36 protein-coding genes are annotated in these 25543 nt (G+C 61.3%); 35 read left to right on the top strand and 1 reads right to left on the bottom strand.

Annotated features, from left to right (window positions below; all coding sequences use genetic code 11):
* The first annotated feature begins 3 nt into the window (after positions 1 to 3).
* From rplB to ACLB1Z_RS13620, 35 genes are all read left to right on the top strand, one after another.
* Positions 4 to 831, top strand: coding sequence for a 50S ribosomal protein L2 (rplB, locus tag ACLB1Z_RS13790; protein WP_409560369.1), 828 nt, complete (start codon positions 4 to 6; stop codon positions 829 to 831).
* Positions 832 to 858: 27 nt separating this feature from the next.
* The gene (gene rpsS, locus ACLB1Z_RS13785; protein WP_013948188.1) at positions 859 to 1137 is read left to right on the top strand and encodes a 30S ribosomal protein S19; all 279 of its coding nucleotides are present in this window, start codon (positions 859 to 861) and stop codon (positions 1135 to 1137) included.
* Positions 1137 to 1577 (top strand): 50S ribosomal protein L22, encoded by a 441-nt coding sequence (gene rplV, locus ACLB1Z_RS13780; RefSeq protein ID WP_409560368.1) that lies wholly within the window; start codon positions 1137 to 1139, stop codon positions 1575 to 1577. Before rpsS ends, rplV begins: the two co-directional genes overlap by 1 nt.
* Position 1578: 1 nt before the next feature.
* Entirely contained in the window at positions 1579 to 2412 is an 834-nt protein-coding gene (gene rpsC / locus ACLB1Z_RS13775; RefSeq protein ID WP_409560367.1) for a 30S ribosomal protein S3, read from the top strand.
* Positions 2413 to 2430: 18 nt separating this feature from the next.
* Entirely contained in the window at positions 2431 to 2841 is a 411-nt protein-coding gene (rplP, locus tag ACLB1Z_RS13770) for a 50S ribosomal protein L16 (RefSeq protein ID WP_013948185.1), read from the top strand.
* 16 nt (positions 2842 to 2857) lie between these two features.
* A complete protein-coding gene (rpmC, locus tag ACLB1Z_RS13765; protein WP_409560366.1) occupies positions 2858 to 3064 on the top strand; it encodes a 50S ribosomal protein L29 in 207 nt (68 codons plus the stop codon).
* A 14-nt stretch (positions 3065 to 3078) separates the two neighbouring features.
* A complete protein-coding gene (rpsQ, locus tag ACLB1Z_RS13760) occupies positions 3079 to 3309 on the top strand; it encodes a 30S ribosomal protein S17 (protein WP_013948183.1) in 231 nt (76 codons plus the stop codon).
* Positions 3310 to 3472: 163 nt separating this feature from the next.
* A complete protein-coding gene (rplN, locus tag ACLB1Z_RS13755; protein WP_013948182.1) occupies positions 3473 to 3841 on the top strand; it encodes a 50S ribosomal protein L14 in 369 nt (122 codons plus the stop codon).
* On the top strand, positions 3841 to 4167 hold the full coding sequence (rplX, locus tag ACLB1Z_RS13750) for a 50S ribosomal protein L24 (RefSeq protein WP_409560365.1): 327 nt from the start codon (positions 3841 to 3843) through the stop codon (positions 4165 to 4167). The genes rplN and rplX overlap by 1 nt, the downstream gene beginning before the upstream one ends.
* Before the next feature lie 3 nt (positions 4168 to 4170).
* Positions 4171 to 4845 carry a 50S ribosomal protein L5 gene (rplE, locus tag ACLB1Z_RS13745; RefSeq protein WP_013948180.1) on the top strand — a complete coding sequence of 225 codons (675 nt, stop codon included), beginning with the start codon at positions 4171 to 4173 and terminating at the stop codon, positions 4843 to 4845.
* Positions 4846 to 4889: 44 nt separating this feature from the next.
* The gene (gene rpsN / locus ACLB1Z_RS13740) at positions 4890 to 5195 is read left to right on the top strand and encodes a 30S ribosomal protein S14 (RefSeq protein ID WP_013948179.1); all 306 of its coding nucleotides are present in this window, start codon (positions 4890 to 4892) and stop codon (positions 5193 to 5195) included.
* A gap of 12 nt (positions 5196 to 5207) precedes the next feature.
* Positions 5208 to 5606: a 30S ribosomal protein S8 gene (gene rpsH, locus ACLB1Z_RS13735; RefSeq protein WP_013948178.1), complete on the top strand. Its 399-nt coding sequence runs from the start codon at positions 5208 to 5210 to the stop codon at positions 5604 to 5606.
* A 42-nt stretch (positions 5607 to 5648) separates the two neighbouring features.
* Entirely contained in the window at positions 5649 to 6191 is a 543-nt protein-coding gene (gene rplF / locus ACLB1Z_RS13730) for a 50S ribosomal protein L6 (RefSeq protein WP_013948177.1), read from the top strand.
* Between the two features lie 11 nt (positions 6192 to 6202).
* A complete protein-coding gene (rplR, locus tag ACLB1Z_RS13725; RefSeq protein ID WP_013948176.1) occupies positions 6203 to 6565 on the top strand; it encodes a 50S ribosomal protein L18 in 363 nt (120 codons plus the stop codon).
* Between the two features lie 24 nt (positions 6566 to 6589).
* The gene (gene rpsE / locus ACLB1Z_RS13720) at positions 6590 to 7165 is read left to right on the top strand and encodes a 30S ribosomal protein S5 (protein WP_013948174.1); all 576 of its coding nucleotides are present in this window, start codon (positions 6590 to 6592) and stop codon (positions 7163 to 7165) included.
* A gap of 64 nt (positions 7166 to 7229) precedes the next feature.
* On the top strand, positions 7230 to 7418 hold the full coding sequence (gene rpmD, locus ACLB1Z_RS13715; protein WP_013948173.1) for a 50S ribosomal protein L30: 189 nt from the start codon (positions 7230 to 7232) through the stop codon (positions 7416 to 7418).
* A gap of 66 nt (positions 7419 to 7484) precedes the next feature.
* Positions 7485 to 8039 (top strand): 50S ribosomal protein L15, encoded by a 555-nt coding sequence (gene rplO, locus ACLB1Z_RS13710; protein WP_409560364.1) that lies wholly within the window; start codon positions 7485 to 7487, stop codon positions 8037 to 8039.
* 136 nt (positions 8040 to 8175) lie between these two features.
* The gene (gene secY, locus ACLB1Z_RS13705; protein ID WP_409560363.1) at positions 8176 to 9519 is read left to right on the top strand and encodes a preprotein translocase subunit SecY; all 1344 of its coding nucleotides are present in this window, start codon (positions 8176 to 8178) and stop codon (positions 9517 to 9519) included.
* Positions 9516 to 10109 (top strand): adenylate kinase, encoded by a 594-nt coding sequence (locus tag ACLB1Z_RS13700; RefSeq protein ID WP_409560362.1) that lies wholly within the window; start codon positions 9516 to 9518, stop codon positions 10107 to 10109. The genes secY and ACLB1Z_RS13700 overlap by 4 nt, the downstream gene beginning before the upstream one ends.
* Positions 10110 to 10298: 189 nt before the next feature.
* Positions 10299 to 10676 carry a 30S ribosomal protein S13 gene (gene rpsM, locus ACLB1Z_RS13695; RefSeq protein ID WP_013948169.1) on the top strand — a complete coding sequence of 126 codons (378 nt, stop codon included), beginning with the start codon at positions 10299 to 10301 and terminating at the stop codon, positions 10674 to 10676.
* Positions 10677 to 10776: 100 nt separating this feature from the next.
* A complete protein-coding gene (gene rpsK, locus ACLB1Z_RS13690) occupies positions 10777 to 11175 on the top strand; it encodes a 30S ribosomal protein S11 (protein WP_013948167.1) in 399 nt (132 codons plus the stop codon).
* A 109-nt stretch (positions 11176 to 11284) separates the two neighbouring features.
* Positions 11285 to 12307 (top strand): DNA-directed RNA polymerase subunit alpha, encoded by a 1023-nt coding sequence (locus tag ACLB1Z_RS13685; RefSeq protein ID WP_013948166.1) that lies wholly within the window; start codon positions 11285 to 11287, stop codon positions 12305 to 12307.
* A 159-nt stretch (positions 12308 to 12466) separates the two neighbouring features.
* A complete protein-coding gene (gene rplQ, locus ACLB1Z_RS13680) occupies positions 12467 to 12892 on the top strand; it encodes a 50S ribosomal protein L17 (RefSeq protein WP_013948165.1) in 426 nt (141 codons plus the stop codon).
* Positions 12893 to 13301: 409 nt separating this feature from the next.
* Positions 13302 to 14330 (top strand): NAD-dependent epimerase/dehydratase family protein, encoded by a 1029-nt coding sequence (locus tag ACLB1Z_RS13675; protein ID WP_409560361.1) that lies wholly within the window; start codon positions 13302 to 13304, stop codon positions 14328 to 14330.
* Positions 14331 to 14433: 103 nt separating this feature from the next.
* Positions 14434 to 15867, top strand: coding sequence for a Do family serine endopeptidase (locus tag ACLB1Z_RS13670; protein ID WP_409560360.1), 1434 nt, complete (start codon positions 14434 to 14436; stop codon positions 15865 to 15867).
* Between the two features lie 124 nt (positions 15868 to 15991).
* Positions 15992 to 16645 (top strand): polymer-forming cytoskeletal protein, encoded by a 654-nt coding sequence (locus ACLB1Z_RS13665; protein WP_409560359.1) that lies wholly within the window; start codon positions 15992 to 15994, stop codon positions 16643 to 16645.
* Between the two features lie 256 nt (positions 16646 to 16901).
* On the top strand, positions 16902 to 18218 hold the full coding sequence (locus ACLB1Z_RS13660) for a replication-associated recombination protein A (protein ID WP_409560358.1): 1317 nt from the start codon (positions 16902 to 16904) through the stop codon (positions 18216 to 18218).
* Positions 18219 to 18330: 112 nt separating this feature from the next.
* The gene (locus tag ACLB1Z_RS13655) at positions 18331 to 18978 is read left to right on the top strand and encodes a ParB-like protein (protein ID WP_409560357.1); all 648 of its coding nucleotides are present in this window, start codon (positions 18331 to 18333) and stop codon (positions 18976 to 18978) included.
* 22 nt (positions 18979 to 19000) lie between these two features.
* Complete coding sequence (locus tag ACLB1Z_RS13650; protein WP_409560356.1) at positions 19001 to 19690, top strand: VIT family protein; 690 nt, start codon at positions 19001 to 19003, stop codon at positions 19688 to 19690.
* 135 nt (positions 19691 to 19825) lie between these two features.
* A complete protein-coding gene (locus ACLB1Z_RS13645) occupies positions 19826 to 20821 on the top strand; it encodes an RluA family pseudouridine synthase (protein ID WP_409560355.1) in 996 nt (331 codons plus the stop codon).
* 217 nt (positions 20822 to 21038) lie between these two features.
* The gene (locus ACLB1Z_RS13640; protein ID WP_409560354.1) at positions 21039 to 21443 is read left to right on the top strand and encodes a MarR family winged helix-turn-helix transcriptional regulator; all 405 of its coding nucleotides are present in this window, start codon (positions 21039 to 21041) and stop codon (positions 21441 to 21443) included.
* 31 nt (positions 21444 to 21474) lie between these two features.
* Entirely contained in the window at positions 21475 to 21879 is a 405-nt protein-coding gene (locus tag ACLB1Z_RS13635) for a DUF1398 domain-containing protein (protein WP_409560353.1), read from the top strand.
* A 113-nt stretch (positions 21880 to 21992) separates the two neighbouring features.
* The gene (locus ACLB1Z_RS13630) at positions 21993 to 22502 is read left to right on the top strand and encodes a DUF6790 family protein (RefSeq protein WP_409560352.1); all 510 of its coding nucleotides are present in this window, start codon (positions 21993 to 21995) and stop codon (positions 22500 to 22502) included.
* A gap of 152 nt (positions 22503 to 22654) precedes the next feature.
* The gene (locus ACLB1Z_RS13625) at positions 22655 to 23335 is read left to right on the top strand and encodes an HAD-IA family hydrolase (RefSeq protein WP_409560351.1); all 681 of its coding nucleotides are present in this window, start codon (positions 22655 to 22657) and stop codon (positions 23333 to 23335) included.
* Positions 23332 to 24135, top strand: coding sequence for an ATP12 family chaperone protein (locus ACLB1Z_RS13620; protein ID WP_409560350.1), 804 nt, complete (start codon positions 23332 to 23334; stop codon positions 24133 to 24135). Before ACLB1Z_RS13625 ends, ACLB1Z_RS13620 begins: the two co-directional genes overlap by 4 nt.
* Here ACLB1Z_RS13620 and ACLB1Z_RS13615 read toward each other — a convergent pair.
* A complete protein-coding gene (locus tag ACLB1Z_RS13615; protein WP_409560349.1) occupies positions 24128 to 25459 on the bottom strand; it encodes a hemolysin family protein in 1332 nt (443 codons plus the stop codon). The genes ACLB1Z_RS13620 and ACLB1Z_RS13615 overlap by 8 nt on opposite strands.
* Positions 25460 to 25543: the final 84 nt, after the last annotated feature.

Genomic DNA, 25543 nt, shown 5'->3' with positions numbered 1-25543 from the left:
GTCATGGCGCTTAGAACATACAACCCAACGTCGCCCGGTCGTCGTCACCTCATTCAGGTCGACCGTTCGACGCTCTGGAAGGGCAAGCCGCTCAAGACGCTCGTCGAGGGCAAGACGAAGACCGGTGGTCGCAACAGCGACGGCCGCATCACGTCGCGCCACATCGGCGGCGGCGCAAAGCAGGCCTACCGCAAGATCGACTTCCGTCGCCGGAAGTTCGACGCGCCGGCCAGTGTCGAGCGCCTGGAATACGATCCGAACCGCACCGCGTTCATCGCCCTCATCAAGTACGAGGACGGCACGCAGGCTTACATCCTGGCGCCGCAGCGTCTGGGCGTCGGCGACACGGTCGTCTCGGGTCCGAAGGTTGACGTGAAGCCCGGCAACGCCATGCCGCTGTCGGCCATGCCGATCGGCACGATCGTTCACAACGTCGAGATGAAGCCTGGCAAGGGCGGTCAGGTCGCACGTTCGGCAGGCTCATTCGTTCAGCTCGTCGGCCGCGACTCGGGTTACGCCGTTCTGAAGCTCAACTCGGGTGAAACCCGCAAGGTCAGCGCCGAATGCATGGCGACTGTCGGTGCGGTTTCGAACCCCGATCACATGAACACAGTCGTTGGCAAGGCGGGTCGCACTCGTCTGCTCGGCCGTCGTCCGACCGTTCGCTCGATTGCTATGAACCCGGTCGATCACCCCAACGGTGGTCGTACGAAGGGCGGTAAGCACTGGGCAACGCCGTGGGGCAAGCCGACCAAGGGCTTCAAGACACGCAAGAACAAGACGACCACGAAATATATCGTCCGCTCGCGCCAGAAGGCGAAGAAGAAGTAGTAGCGGCGCTCTGAAGGAGATTCGACTTTGACACGTTCAGTATGGAAAGGTCCGTTCGTCGACGGCTACCTCCTCAAGAAGGCGGAGAAGTCGCGTTCGTCCGGCCGCAATGAGGTGATCAAGATCTGGAGCCGTCGCTCCACGATCCTTCCGCAGTTCGTCGGCCTGACCTTCGGCGTGCACAACGGCCAGAAGCACATCCCCGTCGCTGTGACGGAAGACATGATCGGCCACAAGTTCGGTGAATTCGCTCCGACCCGTATTTTCCACGGCCACGGCGGCGACAAGAAAGCGGTGAAGAAATAATGGGCAAGCCAAGTCATCAGCGCCGCCTCGCTGACACCGAGGCTCAAGCGGTTGTCAAATCGCTGCGCATTTCTCCGCAGAAGCTGAACCTCGTCGCGGGCCTGATCCGTGGCAAGAAGGTCGATCAGGCGCTCGCTGAGCTTGAATTCAGCGAGAAGCGCATCGCGGGCGACGTCCGCAAGTGCGTGATGAGCGCCGTTGCGAACGCTGAGAACAACCACGCACTTGACGTCAACGATCTGATCGTTGCTGAAGCCTACGTCGGCAAGAACCTGGTCATGAAGCGTTTCCACGCTCGTGGCCGTGGCCGCGGCGCCGCGATCCTGAAGCCGTTCTCGCAGCTCACCGTCGTCGTCCGTCAGGTCGAAGAGGAAAAGGCCGAAAAGAAGAAAGCCGCAAAGAAGTCCGCGCCGAAGGCTGCGGCCAAGGAGGCCAAGTAATATGGGTCAGAAAGTCAATCCCGTCGGCCTTCGCGTTGGCATCAACCGGACCTGGGACAGCCGCTGGTTCGCCGCTCGCGGTGAATACGGCAGGCTGCTTCATGAAGACCGCGCCATCCGCGCCCACATCATGAAAGAGCAGCGCGAAGCCGGCATCTCGAAGGTCGTCATCGAGCGTCCGCACAAGAAGTGCCGCGTCACCGTCATGACGGCGCGTCCCGGCATCCTGATTGGCAAGAAGGGCGAGAAGATCGAGCGTCTGCGCGCCGATCTTGCGAAGCTGACGAGCTCGGAAGTTCACCTGAACATCCTCGAGATCCGCAAGCCAGAAATCGACGCCACGCTGATCGCCGAAGGCATCGCTCAGCAGCTTGAGCGCCGCGTTGCGTTCCGCCGCGCGATGAAGCGCGCTGTTCAGTCGGCTCTCCGTCTCGGCGCCGTCGGCATCCGTATCAACGTCGCCGGCCGCTTAGGTGGCGCTGAAATCGCCCGCACCGAATGGTATCGCGAAGGCCGCGTGCCGCTGCACACGCTTCGCGCCGACATCGATTTCGGCTACGGCGTTGCACGCACCGCTTACGGCATCATCGGCATCAAGGTGTGGGTCTTCAAGGGCGAGATCATCGAGCACGATCCGATGGCCTCCGACAAGAAGCTCACGGAAATGCAAGAGAGCGGCGCTCCGCGTCCGCGTCGTGACGATGGCGACCGTCAGGATCGTCGTGATCGTCGTCCGGGCCGCGGTGGACGCGGCGGCGGTGGTGGCCGTGGTGGCGCGGGTGGCGGCAACGCACCGGCCGCTTCCGACGCTACTCCGTCGGCGCCCGAAGCGTAAGGAATTCAGAGGCACACAATGCTGCAACCGAAACGGACCAAGTTCCGCAAGCAATTCAAGGGCCGCATCCACGGCGTCGCTAAGTCGGGCACCACGCTCGCTTACGGCGAAGTGGGCCTCAAGGCCATGGAGCCCGAGCGTCTCACCGCTCGGCAGATCGAAGCTGCGCGCCGCGCTATTGCTCGTCACACGAAGCGTGCCGGCCGCATGTGGCTGCGCATCTTCCCGGACGTGCCGGTGTCGAAGAAGCCCGCCGAAGTCCGCATGGGCTCCGGTAAGGGTTCGCCCGAGCTTTGGGTGGCGCGCGTGAAGCCGGGCCGCATCATTTTCGAGCTTGGCGGTTTGAATCCCCAGGTCGCTAAAGAAGCGCTGGCGCTCGGTGCTGCGAAGCTGCCGATCAAATGCCGCGTCATTACGCGAATTGAATAGGAGTTGAGGAACAGTCATGGCCGACGAATTTAAGGGCATGTCGATCGATCAGCTCGACGACCAGCTGGCGAAGCTGAAGAAGGAGCAGTTCAACCTGCGCTTTCAGAAGGCCTCGGGCCAGCTCGAGAACACCGCGCGCATCCGGACGGTCCGCCGTGACATCGCGCGCGTCAAGACCGCAGCCGTTGCCCGGCGCGGTGGCAGCGTCAAAAAAGGCGCGTAAGGGAGAACGAGATTATGCCGAAGCGCGTGCTGCAGGGTGTCGTGGTATCCGACAAGAACGACAAGACCATCGTCGTTCAGGTTGAGCGTCGCTACACCCATCCGCTGCTGAAGAAGACCGTGCGTCGTACGAAGAAGTACCACGCTCACGATGAATCGAATTCGTTCAAGGTAGGCGACCAGGTCGAAATTCAAGAGACCCGGCCGATCTCCAAGAACAAACGTTGGATTGCCGTCGCGAATTGAGGCATAAGCCTCGCTTCGCTAAGCGATCGAACGCTTACGTAGAGCGCCTTTCAGGCCGTCGGAGAGTTGGGAATTGCCCCAAGACCCCGCGAGCCGGTTGGGAAAATGATGAGATGGGCTTGGAGAGTATGCCTCTCGAAGCCATGAGAGAAGGAATGACGCGATGATCCAGATGGAGAGCAATCTCGACGTCGCCGACAATTCTGGCGCGCGCCGCGTCCAGTGCATCAAGGTGCTGGGCGGCTCGAAGCGCAAGTACGCGACTGTGGGTGATACCATCGTCGTCTCCGTCAAGGAGGCGATCCCGAAGGGTCGCGTCAAGAAGGGCCAGGTGATGAAGGCTGTCATCGTCCGCGTCGCGAAGGGCATCCGCCGCGCCGACGGTTCGCTGATCCGCTTCGATCGCAACGCCGCTGTGCTGGTCAATGCCAACGGCGAACCCGTCGGCACCCGCATCTTCGGACCCGTGACGCGTGAGCTTCGCGCCAAGAACCACATGAAGATCGTATCGCTTGCGCCGGAGGTCCTCTGATGTCGGCTTTTAAAATCAAGAAGGGCGACAACGTCGTCGTCCTCGCCGGCCGCGACAAAGGCAAGCGCGGTGAGGTGATCGAGGTTCGCCCGAAAGAGCACCGCGCCCTCGTGCGTGGCGTCAACATGGTGCGCCGTCATCAGCGCCAGTCGGCGACCCAGGAAGGCGGCATTATTTCCAAGGAAGGTCCGATCGACCTCTCGAACATCGCGCTCGAGGATCCCAAGGACGGCAAGCCGACCCGCGTTGGCTTCAAAGTCCTCGCCGATGGCAGGAAGGTCCGCGTTGCGAAGCGCTCGGGCGAGCAGATCCCGGAGAAGAACTAAGCCATGGCCAAGGAAGAAAAAAAATCAGTGAAGCCGCAGGGCGGCGCTGCCCAGGGCGGTGACAAGAAGGCGAAGGCCGACAAGAAGGCCGCTTCGTCCGAGCCGCGCGCGCCTGCTGCGCCGCGTCCGGCCGATTATAAGCCGCGCATGAAATCGCATTACGAGAAGGTCGTCCGCAACGCTCTCAAAGAGAAGTTCGGCTACGCCAACGTGATGCAGATTCCGAAGATCGAAAAAGTCGTCATCAACATGGGCGTTGGCGAAGCCGTCAACGATCGCAAGAAAGTTGACGTCGCGGCTGCCGATCTCGCGCTCATCGCCGGTCAGAAGCCGGTCGTTACTCGCGCCCGCAAGGCCATCGCAACGTATAAGCTGCGCGAAGGCATGGCGATCGGCGCCAAGGTAACGCTCCGCGGCGACCGCATGTACGAATTCCTCGACCGGTTCGTCACCATCGCGCTGCCGCGCGTGAAGGACTTCCGTGGTCTGAACCCGAAGAGCTTCGATGGCCGTGGCAACTATGCGACCGGCCTGAAGGAGCACCTCGTGTTTCCCGAAATCGACTACGACAAGGTCGACAACGTTTTGGGCCTCGACGTGATCGTTTGCACGTCGGCCAAGACCGATGACGAAGCCCGTGAATTGCTCAAGGGCTTCAACTTCCCGTTCCGTAGCTAGAGGACCTCGGCATCTAAAGCCGAAAGGCCTTTGGAGGAGAAGAAATGGCAAAAGTCAGTTCGATCGAAAAGAACAACCGTCGCCGCAAGATGGTGGCGGAGCAAGCCCCGAAGCGTAAGCGCCTGAAGCTGCTCGCTAAGGACAAGACCAAGACGCCGGAAGAGCGTTTCGCTGCCCGCTTGAAGCTGGCCGAGATGCCCCGTAACGGCTCGAAGGTGCGCATCCGCAATCGCTGCGAGATCACCGGCCGCCCGCGCGGCAACTACCGCAAGCTCAAGATGTGCCGCAACCAGCTCCGTGAGCTGGCGAGCCAGGGCCGCATCCCGGGCATGGTCAAGTCGAGCTGGTAAGAGGAAGCATCAATGTCCGTGAATGATCCCATCGGCGATATGCTCACTCGCATCCGGAACGCCCAGATGCGTCGCCGTCCGAAGGTTGCGACCCCGGCCTCGAACCTCCGCGCGCGCGTCCTCGACGTTCTCGCTGAGGAAGGCTACATCCGTGGCTATAGCCGCGTCGAAATGAAGGGCGAACTCCCTCAGTTCGAGATCGAGCTCAAGTATTACAATGGCCAGCCGGCCATCCGTGAGATCGAGCGTATCTCGAAGCCGGGCCGCCGCGTTTATTCGCCCGTGAAGGGCATCCCGACGGTCGCCAATGGCCTCGGCGTCGCCATTCTGTCCACGCCGAAGGGCGTCATGTCGGACACGAAGGCGCGCGAAGCCAATGTCGGCGGCGAAGTCATCTGCAGTATTTTCTAAGGCTGGGGCTTTGGCCTCGGCGAAACAAGGTTTGAAGAAGCCATGTCGCGCATCGGTAAGAAACCCGTTCCGGTCCCGTCGAACGTAACGGCGACGATCACCGGTCAGACCGTCAAGATGAAAGGACCCAAGGGCGAACTCGCCTTTGTTGTTCCCGACGCTTTGAAGGTTCAGAGAACGGACGAAGGCATCGACGTCAGCCTTCTCGAAGACACCAAACTTGCACGCTCGAAGTGGGGCATGTCGCGCACTCAGATCGCGAACCTCATCAAGGGCGTGACGGACGGCTACAGCCAGGATCTCGAAATCCATGGCGTGGGCTTCAAGGCGTCCATGAAAGGCAAGGATACGCTGACCCTTTCGGTCGGCTACAGCCACGACGTCGTGCTGAAGATTCCGGCCGGTGTCGAGGTCAAGGTTGGCGGCGCCAAGCAGGAACTGGTCAACGTTTCCGGCATCGACAAGCAGGCGGTCGGCCAGGTGGCATCCGTCATCCGCGCCTCCCGCAAACCTGAGCCTTACCAGGGCAAGGGTGTGCGTTATAAGGGCGAATACATCCTCCGCAAGGAAGGTAAGAAGAAGTAGGATCGGCACCGATGGCCAATATGAACCAAAAACTTGCGAACCGCCGTGCGCGCGTTCGCCGTGCCGTCAAGGCAGCCTCCAACGGCCGCCCCCGGCTTTCTGTTCACCGCTCGTCGGAGAACATCTACGCTCAGGTGATCGACGACGTGAAGGGCGTGACGCTCGCCGCTGCCTCGACGCTCGAGAAGGACGTCAAGGGTACGCTGAAGACCGGCGCCGACAAGGCGGCCGCTGCAGCCATCGGCAAGCTCGTTGCAGAACGCGCTGTCAAGGCTGGCGTCACCGAGGTCGTTTTCGATCGCGGCAGCTTCCTGTTTCATGGGCGCGTCAAGGCGCTCGCCGATGCCGCCCGTGAAGGCGGTCTGAAGTTTTAAGAGATACTCGAGAGGAACTAGATCGTGGCACGTGGACCCCAGAGAGAGCGTGGCAGAGACCGCGAGGAACGCGATAGCGAGTTTTCCGATAAGCTCGTGCACATCAATCGCGTTGCGAAGGTCGTCAAGGGCGGTAAGCGCTTCGGCTTCGCTGCGCTGGTCGTCGTCGGCGACCTGAAGGGCCGCGTCGGTTTCGGCCACGGCAAGGCGCGTGAAGTGCCCGAAGCGATCCGCAAGGCAACGGAAGGCGCCAAGCGCAACCTTCTCCGCGTGCCGCTGCGCGACGCACGCACGCTTCATCACGACAGCGTCGGCCGTCACGGCTCGGGTAAGGTGATCCTGCGCTCGGCTCCGGCCGGTACGGGTATCATCGCCGGTGGTGCAATGCGCGCCGTCTTCGAGATGGTCGGCGTTCACGACATCGTCGCGAAGTCGATGGGCTCGACTAACCCTTACAACGTCGTTCGCGCCACGTTCGACGCGCTGAAGGCCCAGGAAAACCCGCGCGGCGTCGCAGCACGTCGCAACAAAAAGGTTTCCGATATCGTATCGCGCCGTCGCGACGGCTCGTCGATTGCCGAAGCCGGCGCCGACGTCTGATAGAGAACAACGAAAGCGGCCGGTTGTGCCGTGCCGCTTTGCTATGGGATTTTGAGGTTACGACATGTCGAAGAAAACGATCACGCTGAAGCAGGTGCGCAGCCCCAATCGGCGCCCCGAGCGGCAGGCTGAGACGCTGATCGGCCTCGGGCTGAACAAGCTCGGTCGCACCTCGACGCTCGAAGATACCCCGGCCGTCCGCGGCATGCTGAAAAAAGTTCAGCATCTCGTCCAGGTCGAAGAAGGGAAATAACCACGCTCGGCGGCCTGCTCCCGGAACGGGAGTCGCCGAGCGCAAGCAAAGAAGGATCTGGGTCCCATGCGGCTCAATGGCATTAAAGACAACCCCGGCGCCAAGAAAACGCGCGTCCGCATCGGCCGTGGTATCGGTTCGGGCCTCGGCAAGATGGGTGGCCGCGGCGGCAAGGGCCAGACGGCCCGTACCGGCGTCGCGATCGGCGGCTTCGAAGGCGGCCAGATGCCGTTGCATCGTCGTCTGCCGAAGCGTGGCTTCAACAAGTGGCGTCCGCAGGATTTCAACGAGATCAACGTCGGCTCGCTGCAGCAGGCCATCGAAGACAAGCGTCTCGACGGCTCGAAGCCGGTTAACCTTGCGACGCTGATCGAGGCCGGCATCGTTCGCCGCCCGAAGCACGGCCTGCGCCTTCTGGGCGATGGCGAGATCAAGGCCAAGATCTCGATCACGGTCAACCACGCTTCCGCCAAGGCGAAGGAAGCGATCGAGAAGGCCGGTGGCACGATCACGCTGATCGAGCCGAAGGTCATCGCCGCCGACGAAGAAAAGCGGAAGAAGTCAGAGGCCAAGAAGGCTGCTCAGGGCAAGAAGCCCGGCGCCGCGAAATCGGAAGATTAATCGCGCGCCCGGCCGGAGCGGGGGACTGGTCCCGGCCGAGCGTTCGAGGCTGGAAGGCACTGGAAACGGCGCGTTCCGGACCCAAGTTGTGGTTGGGCCTGTCGGCCATCGCCACAACGGTTAGGAGAAGAGACCAATGGTTTCCGCTGCCGAGCAGCTTGCTTCGAACCTGAATTTCAGCGCCTTCGCAAAGGCGGAGGATTTGAAGCGGCGCCTGTGGTTCACGCTTGGTGCGCTGATCGTCTTCCGCCTGGGCACGTTCATTCCGCTGCCGGGCATCAATCCGGCCGCATTCGCCGAGACCTTCAAGTCTCAGGCGGGCGGCATTCTTGGCATGTTCAACATGTTCTCGGGCGGTGCGCTTCAGCGTCTCGCCATTTTCTCGTTGAACATCATGCCGTACATCTCGGCGTCGATCATCATGCAGTTGATGAGCTCGATTTCGCCGAAGCTCGAAGCCCTCAAGAAAGAGGGTGAGGCGGGCCGCAAGCAGATCAACCAATATACGCGCTACCTGACGGTCGTGCTCGCAGCGCTCCAGGCTTACGGCATCGCTGTCGGCCTTGAAGGCTCGCGCAACGCCGCCGGCGCCGTCGTCATGGATCCCGGCCTGTTTTTCCGCGCCACGACCGTTATTACGCTGGTTGGCGGCACCGTGTTCCTGATGTGGCTCGGTGAGCAGATCACGCAGCGTGGCGTTGGTAACGGCACGTCGCTGATCATCTTCGCCGGTATCGTCGCGGGCCTTCCCGGCGCGCTGGTACAACTTTTCGAGCTGTCGCGTACCGGCTCGATCTCGCCCGGCATTCTGGTGTTCTTCCTGGCGCTCGCTCTGGCGGTCGTCGCGGCTATCGTCTTCTTCGAGCGCGCCCAGCGGCGTCTGCTCGTCCAGTATCCGAAGCGACAGGTCGGCAATAAGATGTTCCAGGGCGAGGCGTCGCACTTGCCGCTGAAGCTCAACTCGTCGGGCGTCATTCCGCCGATCTTCGCCTCGTCGCTGCTGTTGCTGCCGATCACGGTTGCCCAGTTTACGGCAGGGCAGGGGCCGGAATGGCTCAACGAGGCGGTCGCCGCGCTCGGTTCAGGCCAGCCGCTCCACATGCTTGTGTACGCGCTGCTGATCCTGTTCTTCGCGTTCTTCTACACCGCGGTTGTGATCAACCCGAAGGAAACGGCCGACAACCTGCGCAAGTACGGCGGCTTCCTGCCCGGTATCCGCCCAGGCGATAAGACCGCCGAGTATATCGACTACGTTCTGACCCGCATCACCGTCGTCGGCGCACTCTATCTTGCAGCAGTCTGCGTTCTCCCTGAGATCCTGACGTCCTACGCCGGCATCCCGCTCTACTTCGGTGGCACCTCGCTGCTGATCGCCGTCAGCGTCACGATGGATACCGTCGCTCAGGTCCAAAGCCACCTGATCGCCCAGCAATACGAAGGCCTCATCAAGAAGGCCAAGCTTCGCGGGACGCGCCGATGATCCTGATGCTGTTGGGCCCGCCAGGAGCGGGCAAAGGGACGCAGTCGCAGATCATTTCCGAGAAGCTCGGACTGCCTCAGCTTTCCACCGGCGATATGCTCCGCGCAGCCGTGCAAGCCGGAACGCCGGTCGGCCTCAAGGCTAAGAAGATCATGGCGGAAGGCGGCCTCGTCAGCGACGAGATCGTGATCGGCATCATCGCCGACCGCATTTCCGAGCCGGACTGCGCCAAGGGCTTCATTCTGGATGGTTTTCCGCGCACGCTGCCCCAGGCCGACGCGCTGGACGATCTGCTGAAGTCGAAAAACCGCCATATCGATTGCGTGATCGAGCTGAAGGTCGACGACACCAAGCTCGTGGAGCGGATCGAGACCCGCGCTCGCGAAACGCTCGCGGCAGGTGGCACAGTCCGCGCCGACGACAACGCCGAGGCCCTGAAAACGCGCCTGATCGCTTACTACCGCGAAACGGCGCCGCTCATTGGTTACTATTATGCTCACAAGCTGCTGAAGTCGATCGACGGCATGGCGCCGATCGCCGACGTAAGCCGCCAGATTGGTGCATTGTTGAATCAATTCCAGGATGCTTGACAAAGAAAAAAGCACGCATTGACGGAAGGGAAGACCCGAGGTAGAACACGCAACTTTCTTCTAGGGCTCAACTTGATCCGACCAGGGCTTGAACCCCCGGTTCTGCGGTCGTTGCGCCTTTTGGCACTTGAGAAATATCGAAGACGGCATCGTTAATTCGACACGAGATTTATAGGCAGGAGACTAGAAGTGGCCCGCATCGCAGGCGTCAACATTCCGACAGGCAAGCGCGTTGAAATCGCGCTGCGTTATATTCATGGCATTGGCCCCAAATTCTCGAAAGAGATTTGCGAGAAGTGCAGCATCCCGCCGGAGCGCCGCGTCAATCAGCTGACCGACGCTGAGGTCCTGCAGATCCGTGAAACCATCGACCGCGATTACACGGTTGAAGGCGATCTCCGCCGCGAAGTTCAGACCAACATCAAGCGCCTGATGGACCTCGGTTGCTACCGCGGTCTCCGTCACCGCAAGGGCCTCCCCGTTCGCGGTCAGCGCACGCACACGAACGCCCGCACCCGCAAGGGCAAGGCTGTTCCGATCGCCGGTAAGAAGAAGGCGACGAGGTAGTTCGTCACCGCAAATTTCTGCGCGCCGGTCTGGTTTTTAAAATCTCCGGCGCGCGCAACGTTTTTAGCCTCATCGGTTGAGGCATGGAGCAACGACGGTAATGGCCAAGGAAGCAGCAGCGCGCGGCAAAGTCAAAAAGCGCGAGAAGAAGAACATCACGTCGGGCGTCGCGCACGTCAACGCGTCGTTCAACAACACCATGATCACGATCACCGACGCGCAGGGCAACACGATCGCCTGGTCGTCTTCGGGCACGAAGGGCTTCAAGGGCTCGCGCAAGTCGACGCCCTACGCTGCTCAGATCGCTGCCGAAGATGCCGGCAAGAAGGCCCAGGAGCACGGCATGAAGGTGCTCGAAGTCGAAGTCTGCGGTCCGGGCTCGGGTCGTGAATCGGCACTCCGCGCGCTTCAGGCTGTTGGCTTCCAGATCACCTCGATCCGCGACGTGACGCCGATCCCGCACAACGGCTGCCGTCCGCGCAAGCGCCGTCGCGTCTAATACGAAATTCTGCCAGCGCGCCGCTCGTCCGGCGCGCGGCGATGCATGCACTGCTCAAGAGATTCCGCGGCCCGCTCCCCCGTCCGCGCCAAACTAAACGAGGTATCTCGTGAACGTTCTCCAGAAGAACTGGCAAGACCTGATCAAGCCGTCGAAGCTTGAAATTCAGACCGGCCGCGATCGTTCGCGCATCGCGACGGTCGTCGCTGAGCCGCTTGAGCGCGGCTTCGGCATGACGCTCGGCAACGCGCTCCGCCGCGTGCTGCTTTCGTCGCTTCAGGGCGCCGCCATCAAGACCGTGCAGATTGACGGCGTGCTGCATGAGTTCTCGTCGGTCCCCGGCGTCCGCGAAGACGTGACGAACATCATCCTGAACATCAAGGAAATTGCGCTCCGCATCCATTCGGAAGGCGTGAAGCGCATGGTGCTCAAGAAGGAAGGCGCTGGCCCCGTCACCGCCGGTGACATCGAAATGTCGTCCGAAGTTGAAGTCCTGAACCCCGACCACGTGATCTGCCACCTCGACCAGGGCGCCGCGATCCGCATGGAGTTCACGGCCGACATCGGCAAGGGCTACGTCGCGTCTGACCGCAACCGTCCGGAAGATGCGCCGATCGGCCTGATCCCGGTCGACAGCCTCTATTCGCCGGTCAAGAAGGTCTCCTACAAGGTTGAGAACACCCGCGAAGGCCAGATCCTCGACTACGATAAGCTGACGATGGTCGTCGAAACCGACGGCTCGGTCCGCCCGGAAGATGCCGTCGCGCTTGCCGCACGCATCCTGCAGGACCAGCTCGCGGTCTTCATCAACTTCGAAGAGCCGAAGAAGGCCCAGGAAGAGCAGCGCCATCCGGAGCTCGCCTTCAACGCCGCGCTTCTCAAGAAGGTCGACGAGCTCGAGCTTTCGGTCCGCTCTGCGAACTGCCTGAAGAACGACAACATCGTCTACATCGGCGACCTGATCCAGAAGACGGAAGCCGAGATGCTGCGCACGCCGAACTTCGGCCGCAAGTCGCTCAACGAGATCAAGGAAGTCCTCGCCACGATGGGTCTCCATCTCGGCATGGAAGTTCCGAACTGGCCGCCGGACAACATCGACGAGCTGGCGAAGCGTTTCGAAGACCAGTACTAAGAATTCCGGCTGGCCCGCGGTTCGTGGGCCGGCCGAATACCCGGATAGCTCAGAGAGCACCGGGTCCTATGAGCGAAGGTGAGGCCACAGAAACTCCCGCGCTCAGACCGGACAGCAATCCGCTGACGGTTGCTTTCACAATGTAAGGATGAAGACACGATGCGACACAAAAAGCTCGGCCGCCGTTTTGGCCGCCACGTTGGTCACCGCCAGGCGATGTTCTCGAACATGGCGGCTGCCCTCATCAAACACGAACAGATCGTCACCACGCTGCCGAAGGCGAAAGACCTGAAGCGCGTCGTCGATAAGTACATCACGCTCGCAAAGCGCGGTGACTTGAACTCGCGCCGCCTCGCGATCGCGCGTCTCCGCGACGAAGACATGGTCAAGAAGCTCTTCGACGTGCTCGCTGCACGCTACAAGGACCGCAACGGCGGCTACACGCGCGTGCTGAAAGCCGGTTTCCGCTACGGCGATAACTCGCCCCGCGCCGTCATCGAACTCGTCGATCGCGACGAGAGCGTGAAGGGCGCCGAGGACAAGGCCCGCCACGAAGCCATGCTTGCCGAGCAGGCCCAGAGCTAACTCGCGCTTGAGGCGACCAGCACCAATTTGCTATGGCCGGGCTTGCCCGGCCATTTGCGTTTGTGGCTTTTAAGCTATGGCGTTGATGCGCTCGTTAGACTGGCAGCCAAAATCAAAAACCCCGGCGCTGAGAGCTGCGCCGGGGTTTTGCTTTGGGGGCGATATGATGTGTAAGCGTGCGTAGGAGCGGGATTAAATCCTGCAGGCTCAGCACATCGAGAAATTGCGATGCCCCCTCCAGCTCTTTCGCCGGGGTTGTCGCTCATCTGCATTACACGTGTGTGACGGAAGCCCACCAGGCGCGATTTTGCCTACGATCAGACGTTGCCATCCGGGCGCTTTCTGCCCGACTATCGCTGTGATCCGGTGCGCGAGGCGCGTGCCGCCTTTGAAACGGTTGGTGCGTCACATGCCTTCGGATTCTCAGGTCGTCGTGACCGGCGCAACCGGTCTTGTCGCCAAGTACACGATTGCCGAGTTTCTGCGTCGTGGACACAGTGTTCGCGGCACGCTGAGAAACATGGGCAAGGCGGACGTCGTTCGCGCAGCGGTGACACGCCTCGGCGCTGACGCTTCGAAGCTGTCGTTTGCTGTCGCCGATCTGACTAGCGATGCCGGCTGGGACGACGCCATCGCTGGCGCCGATGCCGTCGTTCATACGGCTTCGCCGTTTCCGATTTCGCAGCCGGACGATCCCGATGACGTGATCTTGCCCGCGCTCGATGGCACGCTGCGCGTTCTCCGCTCCGCGACGAAAGCTGCCGTCGCGCGCGTGGTGCTGACGTCATCCACAGTGGCGATCTTCTATCCCAGCGGCGTGTCGGCGGGGCACATCTATTCCGAGCAGGATTACAGCGACGAAACACGCCCCGATCTGACGCCCTACGTCAAATCGAAAACCATCGCCGAAAAGGCCGCGTGGGACTTCGTCGAGTCGACGCCAAACGCCCCCGAGCTGGTCGCCATCAATCCGAGTTTCGTGCAAGGCCCGGCCGTCGATGCCGATCTTTCGACCTCGCACGAGCTTTATCGCATCATGGCGAAAGGGACCTATCCGGCAGCTCCGAGCATAAGCTTTCCCGTGACGGATGTGCGCGACGTCGCCGCAGCGCACGCGGAAGCGGCAGCACGTCCCGGCGTCGGCGGCAGCCGCTATCTGGTCGGCGAGGGGCGCTTGAGCCTTTATGAGCTGGGCCGCATCATGGCGCGCGAACTGCCGGATATCGCGTCCAAGGTGCCGAAATTCGAGCTTCCCGACTTTGCCGTGCGAATAGCTGCCATATTCGACAGGAAGTTGCGGACCGTTCTGCCTGAGCTCGGCGAAAAGAAAGACTACACCAACGCCAAAGTGAAGGCAGAACTGGGCCTTACGCTCCGTAACGCCGACGACGCCGTCGTCGCAGCGGTTCGATCATTACGAGACCTTAGGTTGATCTGACCGTACCCCAGACCTTATCTCTGCGATCGGATTCGTCTCGCCGGAGACGGTCGAGCATCAACTATGGGGCGGTCTTGCAAGACCCATCGCGAAGAGCTGATCGATGACAATGAAGAAATGGATCCTCGTCTGTGCTGCCATCGTCGCTGGTGCGGCCGTCACACCGAAGATCTTCAGTCCGGCGGAAACGGCATCTGCTCAAGAGAAGATGCCGCCGCCCTCGCGCGAGGCTATCCAGTATTCCTACGCACCGATCGTGAAGAAGGCCGCGCCTGCGGTCGTCAACGTCTATGTCCGCAGCCGCGTTCGCACGTTTGACTCGCCGTTCGCCAACGATCCCTTCTTCCGCCATTTCTTCGGCGACGCTTTCGGTCGTCCGTCGGAGCGCGTGTTGAGTTCGCTGGGCTCCGGCGTCATCGTCAATCGCGAGGGCCTCGTTGTCACGAACACGCACGTCATCAAGGGCGGCAGCGACGCCGCCATCCGCGTGGCGCTTGCCGATAAGCGCGAATTCGACGCCAAGGTCATCGCGCAGGACGACAAGGCCGACATCGCCGTGCTCAAGATCGAAGGCGGCGACGGTAATTTCCCCTATCTGCAGTTCGATGATTCAGATTCGCTCGAAGTCGGCGATCTCGTGCTCGCCATCGGCAACCCCTTCGGCGTCGGCCAGACAGTAACGAGCGGCATCGTCTCGGCCTTGTCGCGTTCGGAGATCGGTCAATCGGACAGCCAAGTCTTCATCCAGACCGACGCGGCCATCAATCCCGGTAACTCCGGCGGCGCGCTGGTCGATATGTCCGGCCGCCTCGTCGGCATCAACACGATGATCTATTCGCAGTCCGGCGGTTCTGTAGGTATCGGCTTTGCCATTCCGTCGAACCTGGTTCGCGTCTATGCCGAAAGTGCGGAGAAGGGCCGGAAGGTCGAAAAGCCGTGGCTCGGCGCTAAGATCGAAGCCATGACGCGGGACTTCGCCGAAGGCCTCGGCCTCGATCGCGTTTCGGGTGCCGTCGTCACCCGACTTTACGATAATGGGCCGGGCGCAGACGCCGGCCTTCAGGCCGGAGACGTAATTACGCATGTCGATGGCGTTGAGGTCGTCGATGCGCGTGCCGTCTATTATCGTTTGATGACGAAAGGCATCGGCCGCACGGCGAAGCTGACCGTCATTCGCAACAAAAAGCCGGTCGATATAGAGATGCCGCTCGTCGCTGCGCCGAAGCCTGGCAAGGGCGACGCCAAGAATCTCTCGGGCAATCACCCGCTCGATGGTGCGCGCATTTCCAACATCCTGCCGTCCGTCGCCGATGAGTACAATCTCGACCAGACGGACGGCGTCGTCGTGACGTCCGTGCGCGACGGCTCGCTGGCCCAGCAGTTCGGCTTCCAGCCGGGCGATGTCATCGTTGCCATCGGGAAGAAGAAGATCGCCAACGTCGACGAGGCCGACCAAGCACTCGAAACGCGCCAGCAGCTCTGGCAGATCTCCGTCAAGCGCGGCAACCGCGTCCTCCAGCTTCAGGTGCCGGGTTAGGGATCGCAGCCCTGGGTGTTAACCTCGATTGCCGCGCAACTGTCGAGAAGCTGACAAAATCATGGCCGAGGTTACGCCTCGCGACCTCCACGGTCGCGCCCAGTAGGCGTAACGGAGTGAGCCGATGTCCGAGAACCGTGGCGTGTTGATCATCGGCGAGGACGCCGTCCTGAAGGGCGAGGTCAAAAGCGGCCAGCGCGTCGAAATCTGGGGCTACGTCGAAGGTGGCGTCACGGCCTCCGAGGTCATCGTGCAAGAGGGCGGCAGGCTCTTCGGCGCCATCAATTCCGATACCGCAGAAATCCGCGGCACCATCCAGGGCGACGTCCGCGTCCAGCAGCTCATTCAGATCAAGAGCACCGGCCACGCCGCTGGCAAGATCAAGTACGGCCGCTTGTCGATGGAAGAGGGGGGCGAACTCACGGCCCACGTCCGTAACATCCCGCCCACCCTTGGCGGCGATCTCGACCTGACCGTCACGAAAGGCCGTTCGGTGCGCATCACCACGGCCGACCTCAACGCCCTTGATCCCGACGACCGCCCCGAAAATCTGACGTTCCATATCTCGAACGCGTCGGGCGGTTCCGTCGTCCTGTCCAACGATCCTGCGCAGGCCGTGGCGACGTTCTCGCAGGCTGACCTCGAACGCGGCATGGTCTATTTCACGCACGATGGCTCGGACGCGGCACAGGCCCGCTTCGACGTCGAAGTCAGCGACGTCTCCGGCGCCACCTCCGGCACGCCACAAACGGTCAACGTCGCTGTACGGAACGATTAGCTAAAATCGGACACCCATCTCCAACTGCCATCATCCCGGCGCAGGCCGGGATCCAGACAAGTCGCGACAGCCGTTGGGTGCCGACCTTCGTCGGCATGACAAAGGGTGAAGCGAATGTCCGCGCCCAGCGGCCGGCTCCGCGGAGCGGAGTTGCTCGGCGCAAATAAAGCACTCGGCCGGCGCGCGGGACGCGTGTCGCCAAGCGCCCACAAAAGAGCCTTTGGACGCCAGCCGCGCGGCCTTATATAAGGCGCGTATGACCAATCTCTTCGAAGCCGCCGGACTGGAAAAGAGCGCACCTCGGCCGCTCGCCGATAGGCTGCGCCCCAAGACGCTGTCGGAAGTCGTCGGCCAGGAACATATCGTCGGACCCGAAGGCACGCTGACGCGGATGCTGAAGAGTGGCCGCGTGCCGAGCCTTATTTTCTGGGGGCCGCCCGGCTCCGGCAAAACAACGATCGCGCGCTTGCTCGCAGGCGAAACGAACCTTGTGTTCGAGCAACTCTCGGCCATCTTCTCGGGCGTCGCCGAGCTGCGCAAAGCCTTCGACCGCGCCAAGATCATGCGCGAGCAGGGCAAGGGCACGCTGCTCTTCATCGATGAGATACATCGCTTCAACCGTTCGCAGCAGGACAGTTTCCTGCCCTACATGGAAGACGGCACGATCACGCTCGTCGGCGCCACGACCGAGAACCCCTCGTTCGAACTCAACGCCGCTGTGCTTTCGCGCGCGAGCGTGCTGGTTCTCAATCGTCTGACGGACGAAAACCTTGAAACGATCCTGGAACGCGCTGAGAAGGAGGTCGGCCGGCCGCTGCCGCTCGATGATGACGCTCGAGACGCGCTGAAAGGCATGGCCGATGGCGACGGCCGTTCGATCTTGAACCTCGTCGAAGACGTGTTTGCTGCCGTTCCAGCGAAGGGCAAACCGTTGACGCGCGAAGCCCTCGTCAAGCTCGTGCAGCGCCGCGCGCCGCTCTACGACAAGTCGCGCGAAGGTCATTACAACCTGATCTCTGCGCTGCATAAGGCTGTGCGCGGTTCCGATCCCGACGCCGCGCTTTATTATTTCTGCCGAATGCTCGACGGCGGCGAGGACCGTTTGTTCCTTGCGCGTCGCATCGTACGGATGGCGGTGGAAGACATCGGACTCGCCGATCCGCAGGCGCTTGTCGTCGCGAATGCCGCCAAGGATGCCTATGATTTCTTAGGCTCGCCGGAAGGCGAACTTGCGTTGGCCGAAGCCGTTATTTATGTCGCGACGGCGCCGAAATCGAACGCCAACTACGTTGCCTACAAAGCCGCGATGCGCGCTGCGAAAGAGCACGGCTCGCTGTCGCCGCCGAAGACGATCCTCAACGCACCCACCAAGCTAATGGAGGAGGAGGGCTACGGCTCCGACTACCTCTACGATCACGATCAGCCGGACGCGTTCTCGGGGCAGAACTATTTTCCAGATGCGTTCAAAAAGCGCCCGCAATACTACGACCCGCCCGAGCGCGGCTTCGAACGCGAAATCAAGAAACGCCTCGATTATTGGGCCAAACTCCGCGCCGAACGGAGTAGCAGATAGGCCTCCCCGCCGAGAGGCCTTCCCGCCATTTACAGTTTGGTAAGTCCGCGAACGGTTCGAAATCGGCTACGACTGTTGCGACGTTAGAATGCCGACCTCCGAGGATCGTCAGATGGCCGAACAATCGATAGAACCAAACCCGCGATCGCCGCAGCCGCTGCTGCATTCGATCGCCATTGCCGATCTACGGCCGACGCAGATGACGGTCGGCATGCGCGAGGTCGAGCGCAAACGCGCCGAATGGAAGAAACTCGCGCCGACAAAGACGGGCACATTCCTCGGCCGCCACATGATCCCCGTCGTCCGCGGCCCGAAGAACCGCTACTACGTCATAGATCATCATCATCTAGGCCGTGCACTGCATGACGAAGGCGTGGAGCAGGTTTTGATTTCGCCGGTCGCCGACCTTCGTGCGCTCGACAAAGAAGAGTTCTGGCGCTTCATGGACAATCGCGGCTGGATGCATCCGTTCGACACCGACGGCGAGCGCCAGACGCGCACGGAACTTCCTAAGTCAATAGCCGAACTGGCGGACGATCCCTATCGCAGCCTCGCGGGAGAACTTCGCTTTGCGGGTGGCTACGCGAAGGATGCAACGCCATTCAGCGAATTTCTTTGGGCCGATGCACTCCGCCGCCGTGTCGATGCCAAGATCGCCAAAGGCGATCCCGAATCTGCGCTGACGCAGGCACTTCAGTTCGCCAAAAGCCCCGAAGCATCGTATCTTCCCGGTTGGTGCGGGCCTCATGCACGCTCATAACGTTAGCAGGTAAGAGAGAAACATGGCGACGACCGAGCAGCACGTTGTAGAACGCGTTGGCTGGCTTCGGGCCGCCGTCCTGGGCGCCAACGACGGCATTGTCTCGACGGCAAGCTTGATCGCTGGTGTCGCTTCGGCCGATTCCTCGCAGCAATCTATTCTCATTGCGGGCGTCGCCGGCCTCGTCGCCGGTGCGCTTTCAATGGCTGCCGGTGAATACGTGTCAGTCAGCTCCCAACGGGACGCAGAAAATGCCGACCTTGCCCGAGAGCGCAAAGAACTCGTCGAGCAACCGGATTTCGAGCTTCAGGAACTCACAGACATCTATGTTGCCCGCGGCGTTGAGCCATCGCTCGCGCGTCAAGTTGCGCAGCAACTGATGGCGCGTGATGCGCTTGGGGTCCATGCCCGAGAGGAACTTGGTATTTCCGAGTTGACGACGGCACGCCCCATCACGGCTGCGATGGCATCGGCCGCGTCTTTCGCGGTCGGGGCGGCAGTTCCTGTCCTGGTGGCGCTTTTCTCGCCGGAAGGCCGCGTGACCTGGCTCGTCACCGCCGCCTCTCTTGTCTGCCTCGCGGTTCTCGGCGCCATCGGAGCCCAGGCCGGCGGAGCGAATATTGGGCGTGCCGTCGTGCGGGTAACCTTCTGGGGCGCGCTGGCGATGGCGATAACCGCGGCCATCGGCCATCTTTCTGGGGCCGCCGTTTAGCGGCCGTTTATCTTACCGCCCTTCCTAGCCGCCCGGATCGGCGCTATACGGAATTCCGCTAAGGATTCCTCTTATGATCTTCGCACTTCGCTTGCCACCGGAATTTTCTGGGGCCGCACGACGTTGGACACTCCGATGACCGACACGCCTTCAAAAGTCGAAACGCTGCGCGTCGCGCACGGCGAGGCCGATATGCGCCTCGACCGCTGGTTTCGCGTGCATTTCCCGGAGGTCGGCTACACCTATCTCCAGAAGCTTCTGCGTTCCGGTCAGGTTCGCGTCGATTCCAAGCGCGCGCAGGCGAACGACCGTCTCAATGTCGGCGCGGAAATCCGCGTTCCGGCGATCGTTCGTCAGCCCAAAAAGTCGGGACCGGGACTGCAGGCCCCTCCCGGTGTCTCAAAGGGCGACCGCGATACCATCGAAAAGATGATCCTGTTCGAGGACGACTACGTTCTCGTTCTGAATAAGCCGTTCGGCCTCGCGGTCCAGGGCGGCACCGGAACGAAGAAGCACATCGACGGCATGCTCGAAGGCATGGCTGATCGCTTCGGCGGCGAGCGTCCGCGGCTCGTCCATCGCCTAGACCGCGATACGACCGGTGTGCTGCTCGTTGCGAAAACGCGCGAGGCGGCAGCGAAGCTCGGGCGGACGTTCCAGACGCGCTCCGCTGCGAAAACCTATTGGGCGCTCGTCAAGGGCGTTCCGAAGCCGCCGCAGGGCAAGGTCGAAGCCGCCCTCGTCAAAGCGTCAGGCCCTGATGGGGATCGCGTGCGCAAGGCGAAGCCCGGCGAGCAGGAAGTCGCGATGCACGCGACGACCCATTATTCGGTTGTAGACCGCGCCGCGCATAAGACGGCATGGGTTTCGCTGAAGCCGGTGACCGGCCGCCAGCATCAATTGCGCGCGCACATGCATCTCATCGGCCATCCGATCGTCGGCGACAACAAGTACGAGGGCGACGTTCACATGCCCGCCGAGAACATCGATAAGAAGCTGCACTTGCACGCACGCCGTCTCGTCATTCCGCATCCGAAAGGCGGAAAAACCATCGACGTTACCGCGCCGTTGCCCGATCACATGCGGCGCACGTGGGAACTTCTGGGTTTCGACGAAGAAAAGTTCGAGTAGAAAGCGGCGCGCCAGCCGACCGTTTTGGGGCTGCAGCATAGCTCAATCAAATCGTGTCTGGGCGGAACGCGGTTGATACGTTCGCAACGGCTACGTCAGTATAGTTGACAAGGAAACTTTATCCATAATATGGTTTCCTTGTAAATCATATTGGGCAACGATGTCTCGAAAGATTCCCGTATCCGACCTAACCGATCACCTCGGCTATTGGCTGAGGTTGGTCTCCAATAACGTCTCGACCACCTTTGCGCGCAGGCTGGTTGCAGAAGACGTAACCGTTGCGGAGTGGGTCGTCCTGCGGGTGCTTTTCGACGTCGACGAGCTTGTTCCCAGCAAGCTCGCGACGAGAATGGGTATGACGCGGGGAGCGATCAGCAAGCTCTCCGACAGATTGCTGGCCAAACAGCTGATCGAGAGGAAGGAAAATCTCGATGACGGGCGGGCACATACGCTCAAGCTTTCCGGAAAGGGTAGGAGCCTTGTTCCTCGGCTGGCCAAGCTCGCGGACGTCAACGATCAACAGTTTTTCGGCGTGCTGAGCTCAGAAGAACAGTCAGCGCTGAGGCGAACCTTAGAGAAAATCGTTAAGCGCCACAGACTGAATGATATCCCAGTCAATTAATCGGAATGACACCGACAACCCGGGAGCAAGGATGAAGGAGAAACAGACAGTCACTGCCATAGCATCCCTTGCGGCGGCGTATGATGCGAGCATGGACTTTCCGACGATTGTCGGAACGCTGATCGCAGCGGGCTTTGAGGGATATAGCGTCGATTATAGGCGCAACGTATGCGCTTATTATCTTCCCGACGGAGATAGCATCGAACTCTCATTGCTCCCCGACGAAGAGACGGTAGCACCCGAGTTTCTCGGCGAGACGGTGAAGGCAGCGATCCACGAAGCGCAGAGCGGGGCTCCCGGATACACTTACAAAGGATTTTGCCGAAAGGTGAAAGCCGCTGGTTGCGCCGGCTACATCGTTTCGTTTTCGGGTCGCCGAGTAGTATACTTCGGACGTACCGCCGAGACGCATGTTGAGCACTTCCCCAATCTCTAACGCTTGCCGATGCCTGCGGCCGGAAGGAACGCACCTCTCTCGTCGGGCTTTTTGCTTCAAGTTCCTCTATTTCAATCATTAGAAAATTCGAGCTTTTCCCATAGGGCGCAGTCATGATCGCGGAAATCATCAGGTTCGTTCTTTCGAATTTCACGCTCACGTTTCTCGTTGTCGGACTTCTGTTTTCGCTCGCCGCGATTATGCGTGCTCCCAAACCCGTGACAGCGGCCGTGGTCGTCGAGAAGTTGATTTCGTGGCACGTGTTCTGGGCTATCGGCGTCTGCTTCTTCTACAACTTCGTGATGCATTCCTTCTTCGGACAAATGGCGGCTCAGTTCATCGGCTGGGCCGATAGTCCGTTTCAGTTCGAAGTGGGCACGGCGAGCCTCGGCTTTTCAGTCGTCGGGTTTCTGGCGGCATTCCGAAGCTTCGACCTTCGTCTCGCGGCCATCGTCGGACCGGCATTATTCGCGCTGGGCGCGGGCTTCGGCCACATTTACCAGATCGTGACGCAGCACAATTTTGCGCCCGGCAATGCCGGCGTGATTTTCTATCTGGACTTCCTCATCCCGCTTTTCGGCTTCCTGTTGCTCTGGCTCCAGCACCGCCTCGGCCGCCCCTAGCTTTTTATGGTGCTCGGCGACACGCGTTCCGCGCGCCGGCCGCCATGCGCCACCTAACGGGCGAAGAAAGTTACAAAAATCATATGGCGGCCGGCTCCCCGTAAGGGGGGGCGCCGGGTGCAAACTAAAAATCCCCATGCTAAAACGCCCCCATGAAACTCGTTGTTTTTGATTGCGACGGCACGATCGTCGACAGCCAGGCGGGCATCGTGCTGTCGATGGTGCATGCCTTCACCACGCTCGAGATGACCCCGCCGACGCGGGAGGCGACGCTCTCGGTCGTCGGGCTTTCGCTCCCTGAGGCGTTTGCAGTGCTGGCCCCCGATGTTGACAAGGCGACGCGCGCTGCGCTCGCCGAACGCTACAAGATGGCGTTCCGGGAGCTGAAGCACGATCCGGCCGAAACCGAGATCCTGTTTCCGCAAGCCAAGGAAACGATCGCCAATCTTGCCGCGCGTGACGACCACCTTCTCGGCATCGCGACGGGCAAGTCCCGTCGCGGCATCGACCGCCTGTTCGATCGCGAAGGCTGGCACGGAAGTTTCGCAACCATCCAGACTGCCGACGATCATCCGTCCAAGCCGCATCCCTCGATGCTTCAGCGTGCCATTCTGGAAACCGACGCAACGCCCGAAATTACGGTCATGATCGGCGACACGACGTATGATATGGCGATGGCACGGACGGCTGGCGTGGCGGCAATTGGCGTCGCCTGGGGCTATCACACGGTGGCGGAACTAAACAACGCCGGCGCTCATATTATCGTCGAACGTTTCGAAGATCTGCCCAAAGCCATCGACGATGTCCTCGCACTTGAAAGCAGCGCCGCATGAACGACGAGAACGGAAAAGGCAAATCCGGCGCTGGGCCTGCGGCGCCGCGGCCATCCGGGGGGCCGGGCAAAGTCCTGAGCGATAGCCTCGCCAAACCACTGCCGCGCCGCTTCTACAAGGAGGTGAGTGTCAGCGACACGGCACCTTTTAGCGTGCTGCTCGATGGTCGCCCGATCAAAACGCCGAAGAAGCGTGCGCTCGCCTTGCCGACGCACGAACTCGCAGAAGCCATCGCCGAGGAATGGCGCGCCCAGGCCGAGCATATCAACCCTGCGCATATGCCGTTGACGCGTTTCGCCAACACGGCCATCGATGCCGTCGCCGATACGCTTGATGCCGTTGCCGATGATATCGCCGCTTATGCCGGAACCGATCTCATCTGCTATCGCGCAGCGACACCAGAAAAACTCGTCGAATTGCAGGCCGAGCATTGGGATCCGATCGTCGCGTGGGCGAACGAGACGCTCAACGCCGAGTTTCGCGTCGTATTCGGAATTGTGCACGTCGCCCAGCCAACCGCTGCGATCGTCGCTTATGAGCAAGCGTTGGAGCCGCACAACGCTATGCGGCTATCGGGCCTGCACGTCATTACGACGCTGACCGGCTCTGCGCTGATTGCGCTCGCCATCGACCGCGAGTGGCTGAGCCCGGACGCCGCCTGGAAAGCCGCGCACGTTGATGAAGATTATCAGATCTCGCTTTGGGGTGAGGATTCCGAAGCCCTCGCACGCCGCCGTGGCCGCCGGGCCGAGTTCGACGCTGCCGTGCGGTTTCTGACTTTGTGCAGAAAAGCTACGTAGGAAGTCTGCGCCGCAACGGCACCAGACGGCTTGCGAGCACCTTGTCGATACGGCGCGCATCGAGATCGACGACCTCGAACCGCCAGCCGCTGATATCGACGTGCTCGCCCGTCTTCGGCAAATGCTGCAATCCGGCAAGCACGAATCCGGCGACCGTTTCATAGGAGCGGTTCTCCGGCAGCACGATGCCGATCTTGTCGGCCATTTCGTCGACCGGCATGCCGCCGGAAAACAGCCACGACCCGTCGTCGCGCTCGACCGCATAGGGCTCAAGGCCCTCGGCATCGGATTTGAAAACGCCCGCAATCGCCTCGAGAATATCGGCGGGCGTGACGAGGCCTTCGAAGTCGCCGTATTCGTCGTGGATGAGCGCCATCGGCACTTCCGCGTCTCGCAGCACCGACAGCACGTCGAGTGCCGCCGCTGTCTCGGGGATCATCGGCGCCTTGCGAACGAAGGACTTCAGATCGAAGTTGTTGCCCGAGAGGAGGTTCGACAGCAGCTCGCGCGTTTGCACCACGCCGATCAGCTTGTCGGTCGAGCCTTCACCGACAGGCAGACGCGAATGCGGCGTAGAGATCAGCCGTTCCTTGATCGCTTCGTCCGACGCAGTGATGTCGATCCAGACGACGTCGGTGCGCGGCGTCATGATGCCGACGACGGCGCGATCTGCCAGACGCATCACGCCCGAAATCAATTCGCCTTCGCCCGTCTCCAGTACGCCCGCCGTCTCGGCTTCCGCGATAAGCGTCTTGATCTCTTCATCTGTGACCTTGCTCTCGCTTTCCTGCGACAGTCCGAGAAGACGGAACACGAGGTTCGTCGAGGTATCGAGAAGCCAGACGATGGGCGCCGCGATCTTCGCAAAACCCGTCATGATCGGTGCAACGAAACAGGCGATCGCCTCGGCGTTGCGCAGCGCCAGCGTCTTCGGCACCAATTCGCCGATAATGACCGAAAGATACGTGATGACCGCGACGACGATACCGAAGCCGGCCGGGTCGGCAATCTGTCGGCTGAAGCCGAGGCTTTGCAGATAGAGGGAAGCGTCCTCGCCGAACGTCTCGCCCGAATAGGCGCCGTTGATCGTGCCGATCAGTGTGATGCCGATCTGGACGGCCGACAGGAAGCGGCCGGGCTGCGCCGAGAGTGCCAGCGCGCTGTTCGCGCCGGAACGGCCCGATGCCGCCATGGCTTTCAATCGCGGCCGGCGTGCCGAAACAATCGCAAGTTCGGAAAGCGCAAAAAGGCCGTTGAGAAGAACAAGGGCCAGAACGATGAGGGCTTCGGTCACGATGTTCGCGGCCGACGGATGTGCGTCCAAGCCACTCCAAGTTGTTGGGAAGCGTTATGCTATGGGCACGGACGGGGCAAATCAAGGTCGCCTTTTAGGTGGCCGCCCCCAGAT

Origin of the sequence: Hyphomicrobium sp. MC8b, assembly GCF_905067615.1 — a bacterium.
Taxonomy (GTDB): domain Bacteria; phylum Pseudomonadota; class Alphaproteobacteria; order Rhizobiales; family Hyphomicrobiaceae; genus Hyphomicrobium_B.
Note: the sequence above shows the minus strand (reverse complement) of the source record. Positions and strands in the feature narration are given on the sequence as shown.